Genomic DNA, 6009 nt, shown 5'->3' with positions numbered 1-6009 from the left:
TGAGCTGTGATGGGGAAGCTCCTTATGGAGCGAAGTCTTTGATTCCCCGCTGCCAAGAAAAGCTTCTAGCGAGATAAAAGGTGCCTGTACCGCAAACCGACACAGGTAGGCGAGGAGAGAATCCTAAGGTGTGCGAGAGAACTCTGGTTAAGGAACTCGGCAAAATGACCCCGTAACTTCGGGAGAAGGGGTGCTTTCTTAACGGAAAGCCGCAGTGAATAGGCCCAAGCGACTGTTTAGCAAAAACACAGCTCTCTGCGAAGCCGTAAGGCGAAGTATAGGGGGTGACACCTGCCCGGTGCTGGAAGGTTAAGGAGAGGGGTTAGCGTAAGCGAAGCTCTGAACTGAAGCCCCAGTAAACGGCGGCCGTAACTATAACGGTCCTAAGGTAGCGAAATTCCTTGTCGGGTAAGTTCCGACCCGCACGAAAGGTGTAACGATTTGGGCACTGTCTCAACCAGAGACTCGGTGAAATTATAGTACCTGTGAAGATGCAGGTTACCCGCGACAGGACGGAAAGACCCCGTGGAGCTTTACTGTAGCCTGATATTGAATTTTGGTACAGTTTGTACAGGATAGGCGGGAGCCATTGAAACCGGAGCGCTAGCTTCGGTGGAGGCGCTGGTGGGATACCGCCCTGACTGTATTGAAATTCTAACCTACGGGTCTTATCGACCCGGGAGACAGTGTCAGGTGGGCAGTTTGACTGGGGCGGTCGCCTCCTAAAGTGTAACGGAGGCGCCCAAAGGTTCCCTCAGAATGGTTGGAAATCATTCGTAGAGTGCAAAGGCATAAGGGAGCTTGACTGCGAGACCTACAAGTCGAGCAGGGACGAAAGTCGGGCTTAGTGATCCGGTGGTTCCGCATGGAAGGGCCATCGCTCAACGGATAAAAGCTACCCCGGGGATAACAGGCTTATCTCCCCCAAGAGTCCACATCGACGGGGAGGTTTGGCACCTCGATGTCGGCTCATCGCATCCTGGGGCTGTAGTCGGTCCCAAGGGTTGGGCTGTTCGCCCATTAAAGCGGTACGCGAGCTGGGTTCAGAACGTCGTGAGACAGTTCGGTCCCTATCCGTCGTGGGCGTAGGAAATTTGAGAGGAGCTGTCCTTAGTACGAGAGGACCGGGATGGACGCACCGCTGGTGTACCAGTTGTTCTGCCAAGGGCATAGCTGGGTAGCTATGTGCGGAAGGGATAAGTGCTGAAAGCATCTAAGCATGAAGCCCCCCTCAAGATGAGATTTCCCATAGCGTAAGCTAGTAAGATCCCTGAAAGATGATCAGGTTGATAGGTTCGAGGTGGAAGCATGGTGACATGTGGAGCTGACGAATACTAATAGATCGAGGACTTAACCATATAATATGAAGCAATGTTATCTAGTTTTGAAAGAATATAAAAAACTTGTTGACTTTAGAAGTTAAATGAGTTACAATAATTCTTGTCTTAAATGAATACAGTCTGGTAATGATGGCAGAGAAGTCACACCCGTTCCCATACCGAACACGGAAGTTAAGCTCTCTAGCGCCGATGGTAGTTGGGACCTTGTCCCTGTGAGAGTAGGACGTTGCCAGGCAAATGGAGGATTAGCTCAGCTGGGAGAGCACCTGCCTTACAAGCAGGGGGTCGGCGGTTCGATCCCGTCATCCTCCACCATTTAGCCGACTTAGCTCAATTGGTAGAGCAACTGACTTGTAATCAGTAGGTTGGGGGTTCAAGTCCTCTAGTCGGCACCAGAAAATCATGGCGGTTGTGGCGAAGTGGTTAACGCACCGGATTGTGGCTCCGGCATTCGTGGGTTCGATTCCCATCAGTCGCCCCATTTTTTCTTAAAATATTAATATGCGGGTGTGGCGGAATTGGCAGACGCACTAGACTTAGGATCTAGCGCCTTTGGCGTGGGGGTTCGACTCCCTTCACCCGCACTTTTAATAAAATATCTCAAACATGTCTTGCGGAAGTAGTTCAGTGGTAGAATACAACCTTGCCAAGGTTGGGGTCGCGGGTTCGAATCCCGTCTTCCGCTCCAATTTTCAATATGACATGCCGGGGTGGCGGAACAGGCAGACGCACAGGACTTAAAATCCTGCGGTGGGTGACCACCGTGCGGGTTCGACCCCCGCCCTCGGCACCATATGCGCCCGTAGCTCAATTGGATAGAGCGTTTGACTACGGATCAAGAGGTTAGGGGTTCGACTCCTCTCGGGCGCGCTTTTATTAACGGGAAGTGGCTCAGCTTGGTAGAGCACCTGGTTTGGGACCAGGGGGTCGCAGGTTCAAATCCTGTCTTCCCGATATTCCCAAAAACATGGGGCCTTAGCTCAGCTGGGAGAGCGCCTGCCTTGCACGCAGGAGGTCAGCGGTTCGATCCCGCTAGGCTCCACTTATTTTAATATCATTTATGGCGGTGTAGCTCAGCTGGCTAGAGCGTACGGTTCATACCCGTGAGGTCGGGGGTTCGATCCCCTCCGCCGCTACCATAAAGGACCTTTAGCTCAGCTGGTTAGAGCAGACGGCTCATAACCGTCCGGTCGTAGGTTCGAGTCCTACAAGGTCCACCACTAAAGGTTTATATCTCGGAGGTATACCCAAGTTCGGCTGAAGGGATCGGTCTTGAAAACCGACAGGCGGCGAGAGTCGCGCGGGGGTTCGAATCCCTCTACCTCCTCCATTTTTTCTTAAATTACATATTATATCATCGCGGGGTGGAGCAGTACGGTAGCTCGTCGGGCTCATAACCCGAAGGTCGCAGGTTCAAATCCTGTCCCCGCAACCAAATGGTCCCGTGGTGTAGTGGTTAACATGCCTGCCTGTCACGCAGGAGATCGCCGGTTCGACCCCGGTCGGGACCGCCATTTTAATAAGGCTCGGTAGCTCAGTCGGTAGAGCAGAGGACTGAAAATCCTCGTGTCGGCGGTTCGATTCCGTCCCGAGCCACCATTTTGAAGTCGCAAGCCGGCTTAGCTCAATTGGTAGAGCAACTGACTTGTAATCAGTAGGTTGGGGGTTCAAGTCCTCTAGCCGGCACCACTTTCAAAATGAGCCATTAGCTCAGTTGGTAGAGCATCTGACTTTTAATCAGAGGGTCGAAGGTTCGAATCCTTCATGGCTCACCATTTTCAATTTAATGCGGGTGTAGTTTAGTGGTAAAACAAGAGCCTTCCAAGCTCTGGTCGAGAGTTCGATTCTCTTCACCCGCTTTTCAATTATGGGCCTATAGCTCAGCTGGTTAGAGCGCACGCCTGATAAGCGTGAGGTCGATGGTTCGAGTCCATTTAGGCCCACCATAATTGTTCCGCAGTAGCTCAGTGGTAGAGCTATCGGCTGTTAACCGATCGGTCGTAGGTTCGAGTCCTACCTGCGGAGCCATATTTATAGAGAAGTACCCAAGTGGCTCAAGGGGCTCCCCTGCTAAGGGAGTAGATCGCGAACGCGGTGCGAGGGTTCGAATCCCTTCTTCTCTGCCAGTAATTGGCCCGTTGGTCAAGTGGTTAAGACACCGCCCTTTCACGGCGGTAACACGGGTTCGAATCCCGTACGGGTCATACTAAAAGAGATAGCATAAACTGCTATCTCTTTTTTGTTGTGTATAGATATAGAAGAAGCTATGACAGATTATAAATAATAAGTTTAAAATAGGATTACCTTTTCTCATGCATAAGAAGAGATAATCCTATTTTTTGAACATGTTTTAACTCTCTATTGAATGTCCATCTTGTTTAATAACAGCATGATTATATGCGAAGTGAAGAGTTTTGTATCCTAAAAGTGCAATAGTGAAGGCAAGGCCTCCTGCTATAATAGCCACACTAAATCCTGCTCGAGCTCCAAAATTATCAATAACTAAACCAGCTATCGCTGATCCTAGGGAGACTCCAATTCCAAGTCCTGTAATTGCCCAAGTCATTCCTTCTGTTATTTTTGATTCAGGTACGATTCTTTCCACAAGCCCCATAGTAATAATCATAGTAGGAGCGACAGATAGTCCTGCAAAGAAGACAATAACTATTAGCCAAGCAATAGTATTTACGAAAAATAGTGGCAGCATTGTTATCATGGAAAGTGTGACTGCTATTAAAAAATGATTATAGGGTGGAGCATTGAGTTTAAGAGTACCGAAAATAAGGCCTGCCAGGCATGAACCGATTGCATAGACAGAAAGTACAAAGCTAGCAGCTACTGCGTTTCCTTGATGTTCAGCAAAAGCTACACTAACGACATCTATTGTGCCAAAGATAGTACCTATAGCAATGAGTGTGAATACTAGTACTCGCAAAGAACCAATTTTAAATACTGTTCCTTTGTTTGTAATGTCGCCAGGGTGTACAGGTGGTTCTGTGCTTTTTTGTAGGATGAATAGGCATACCCCAATTGTAAGAAAAACAGATGATAAAAGTGGCCCTGCTTCTGGGAAGAACATAACACTTAAACTGACAGATAATACAGGACCAATTATGAAGCAAATTTCGTCGACGACCGATTCAAAGGAAAATGCTGTATGCAATTTATGGGATCCACGGTATAGTTTAGTCCAACGTGCACGTACCATAGCTGACATATTTGGCATACAACCTGCACATAAGGCGGATAGAAATAGCGTCCAATAAGGAGCTTCATATTTCGTACATAGAAGTAAGAGGATCGTAAAGAAAACACTGATACCTGTAGTCGGAAGAAGTATGCGAGATTGCCCTAATTGATCGGCCATCCGAGAAATATGAGGAGCTAGTAAAGCAGATGATAATGTAAAGGTGGCTGCAACAGCTCCAGCAAGCCAATAGTCACCACGTAACTGAGATAACATTGTAACAATACCAATGCCCATCATTGATATGGGCATCCGAGCTATAAACCCTGCTAAAGAGAATCCTTTTGTACCAGGAGCACTGAAAATCTCACGGTAGGAATTAAACATAATAATCACCAAAGTATTTGACGTTTGCATATACATTCTTCATTCTTTTAAATCCTCCTCTGTTTCATTAATACCTTCTATAAAAAGGGACAGTGAGTCAATGTAGGATATAGGTAAGAAGTTATATTATCTTGTAAGCTAGAAATAATTGACATACGCACCGTATGTAAATATCATATTGACATACGGTGCGTATGTCAATTGAAATGTTTTATCTCTGGATAGAGAGCCGATGTTTAAAGGAGTTATTCTTTTATATAGAGAACGATACTATAGTGCAATTCATTTTGAATAAAGAGAATGAATAGAAGTAGGAGGAAAAGATGATTAAAAAAACGAGAGCAGAAATGATTACTGAAACACGTGCTAAATTGCTGAGTGCAGCAAGAGAGGCCTTTGGTACAGTTGGATATGTAAATACGTCTATGGATGATTTTACAGCATCTGTCGGTTTAACACGTGGTGCAATTTATCATCATTTTGGTGATAAAAAAGGATTGTTAGAAGCAGTTGTAAAAGAAATTGATATCGAAATGGATAATAAATTAGGGAAAGTATCAGATGAAGCGGAAGGAAAATGGGAAGGGTTTGTTGGACGTTGTCGTGCGTATTTAACGATGGCACTTAATCCAGAAATTCAGCGAATTGTACTTCGTGATGCACCAGCAGTATTAGGAAATAGTTATTATCAATCATCGCATTCGCAATGTTTAACGACGATGGCGGAGATGCTTCAGCAATTAATGAAAGACTGTATTATTGAAAAGACGGACTGCGAAGCTTTAGCAAGATTCATAAATGGTGGACTAGTGGACCTTGCTTGTTGGATTGCGAATTCTGAAGATGCAGAAGCACATTTGTCTAAAGCTTTGCATAGCCTATCACTTATATTGAATGGTTTATTATTAGAAAAGAATGCATGATTTTGAATAATATCTTTTTATTAATATACGGTAATAGTTAAAAGGGAGGTGGTAAAGTATATGCTAATTCATTTATGTCACCGTAGTCTATATAGGCCAACTGACGTCCAGCGTATAAGGAGATAATGTGTTAGTTTGATTATAGAAATTGAATTTAGTTATAGGGAATAAT

General features: G+C 45.9%; 2 protein-coding genes, 22 tRNA genes and 2 rRNA genes (1 of these 26 running past the window's edge). 25 read left to right on the top strand and 1 reads right to left on the bottom strand.

What is annotated here, in order from left to right; all coding sequences use genetic code 11:
• From ACW0JX_RS23935 to ACW0JX_RS23820, 24 genes are all read left to right on the top strand, one after another.
• Positions 1–1358 (top strand): 23S ribosomal RNA (locus tag ACW0JX_RS23935) (it extends 1564 nt beyond the left edge of the window).
• Between the two features lie 101 nt (positions 1359–1459).
• Positions 1460–1575, top strand: a 5S ribosomal RNA gene (gene rrf / locus ACW0JX_RS23930).
• A gap of 4 nt (positions 1576–1579) precedes the next feature.
• Positions 1580–1655, top strand: a tRNA-Val gene (locus ACW0JX_RS23925).
• A 4-nt stretch (positions 1656–1659) separates the two neighbouring features.
• A tRNA-Thr gene (locus tag ACW0JX_RS23920) sits at positions 1660–1735 on the top strand.
• A 10-nt stretch (positions 1736–1745) separates the two neighbouring features.
• Positions 1746–1821: transfer RNA gene (locus ACW0JX_RS23915), tRNA-His, on the top strand.
• Between the two features lie 22 nt (positions 1822–1843).
• A tRNA-Leu gene (locus tag ACW0JX_RS23910) sits at positions 1844–1924 on the top strand.
• A gap of 29 nt (positions 1925–1953) precedes the next feature.
• Positions 1954–2028 (top strand) — tRNA-Gly (locus tag ACW0JX_RS23905).
• 16 nt (positions 2029–2044) lie between these two features.
• Positions 2045–2133: transfer RNA gene (locus tag ACW0JX_RS23900), tRNA-Leu, on the top strand.
• 3 nt (positions 2134–2136) lie between these two features.
• A tRNA-Arg gene (locus ACW0JX_RS23895) sits at positions 2137–2210 on the top strand.
• Between the two features lie 10 nt (positions 2211–2220).
• Positions 2221–2294: transfer RNA gene (locus ACW0JX_RS23890), tRNA-Pro, on the top strand.
• 15 nt (positions 2295–2309) lie between these two features.
• Positions 2310–2382: transfer RNA gene (locus tag ACW0JX_RS23885), tRNA-Ala, on the top strand.
• Between the two features lie 20 nt (positions 2383–2402).
• Positions 2403–2479 (top strand) — tRNA-Met (locus ACW0JX_RS23880).
• 4 nt (positions 2480–2483) lie between these two features.
• Positions 2484–2560, top strand: a tRNA-Ile gene (locus ACW0JX_RS23875).
• 17 nt (positions 2561–2577) lie between these two features.
• Positions 2578–2670: transfer RNA gene (locus tag ACW0JX_RS23870), tRNA-Ser, on the top strand.
• A gap of 28 nt (positions 2671–2698) precedes the next feature.
• Positions 2699–2775, top strand: a tRNA-Met gene (locus ACW0JX_RS23865).
• Between the two features lie 3 nt (positions 2776–2778).
• Positions 2779–2854, top strand: a tRNA-Asp gene (locus ACW0JX_RS23860).
• A gap of 9 nt (positions 2855–2863) precedes the next feature.
• Positions 2864–2939 (top strand) — tRNA-Phe (locus tag ACW0JX_RS23855).
• 14 nt (positions 2940–2953) lie between these two features.
• Positions 2954–3029 (top strand) — tRNA-Thr (locus ACW0JX_RS23850).
• 10 nt (positions 3030–3039) lie between these two features.
• Positions 3040–3115 (top strand) — tRNA-Lys (locus tag ACW0JX_RS23845).
• Positions 3116–3128: 13 nt separating this feature from the next.
• Positions 3129–3199 (top strand) — tRNA-Gly (locus tag ACW0JX_RS23840).
• Between the two features lie 10 nt (positions 3200–3209).
• A tRNA-Ile gene (locus ACW0JX_RS23835) sits at positions 3210–3286 on the top strand.
• Between the two features lie 7 nt (positions 3287–3293).
• A tRNA-Asn gene (locus tag ACW0JX_RS23830) sits at positions 3294–3368 on the top strand.
• A 7-nt stretch (positions 3369–3375) separates the two neighbouring features.
• A tRNA-Ser gene (locus ACW0JX_RS23825) sits at positions 3376–3466 on the top strand.
• Between the two features lie 6 nt (positions 3467–3472).
• Positions 3473–3544, top strand: a tRNA-Glu gene (locus tag ACW0JX_RS23820).
• Positions 3545–3690: 146 nt separating this feature from the next.
• Here the strand turns inward: ACW0JX_RS23820 and ACW0JX_RS23815 are convergent.
• Positions 3691–4914, bottom strand: coding sequence for an MFS transporter (locus ACW0JX_RS23815; RefSeq protein WP_459245128.1), 1224 nt, complete (start codon positions 4912–4914; stop codon positions 3691–3693).
• 323 nt (positions 4915–5237) lie between these two features.
• Here ACW0JX_RS23815 and ACW0JX_RS23810 point away from each other — a divergent pair, with 323 nt between their 5' ends.
• On the top strand, positions 5238–5837 hold the full coding sequence (locus ACW0JX_RS23810; RefSeq protein WP_088025484.1) for a TetR/AcrR family transcriptional regulator: 600 nt from the start codon (positions 5238–5240) through the stop codon (positions 5835–5837).
• Positions 5838–6009 lie beyond the last annotated feature (172 nt).

The organism is Bacillus sp. C-3-6 (assembly GCF_054509685.1).
The sequence above is the reverse complement of the archived record's forward strand: the minus strand, read 5'-3'. Positions and strand labels throughout refer to the sequence as shown.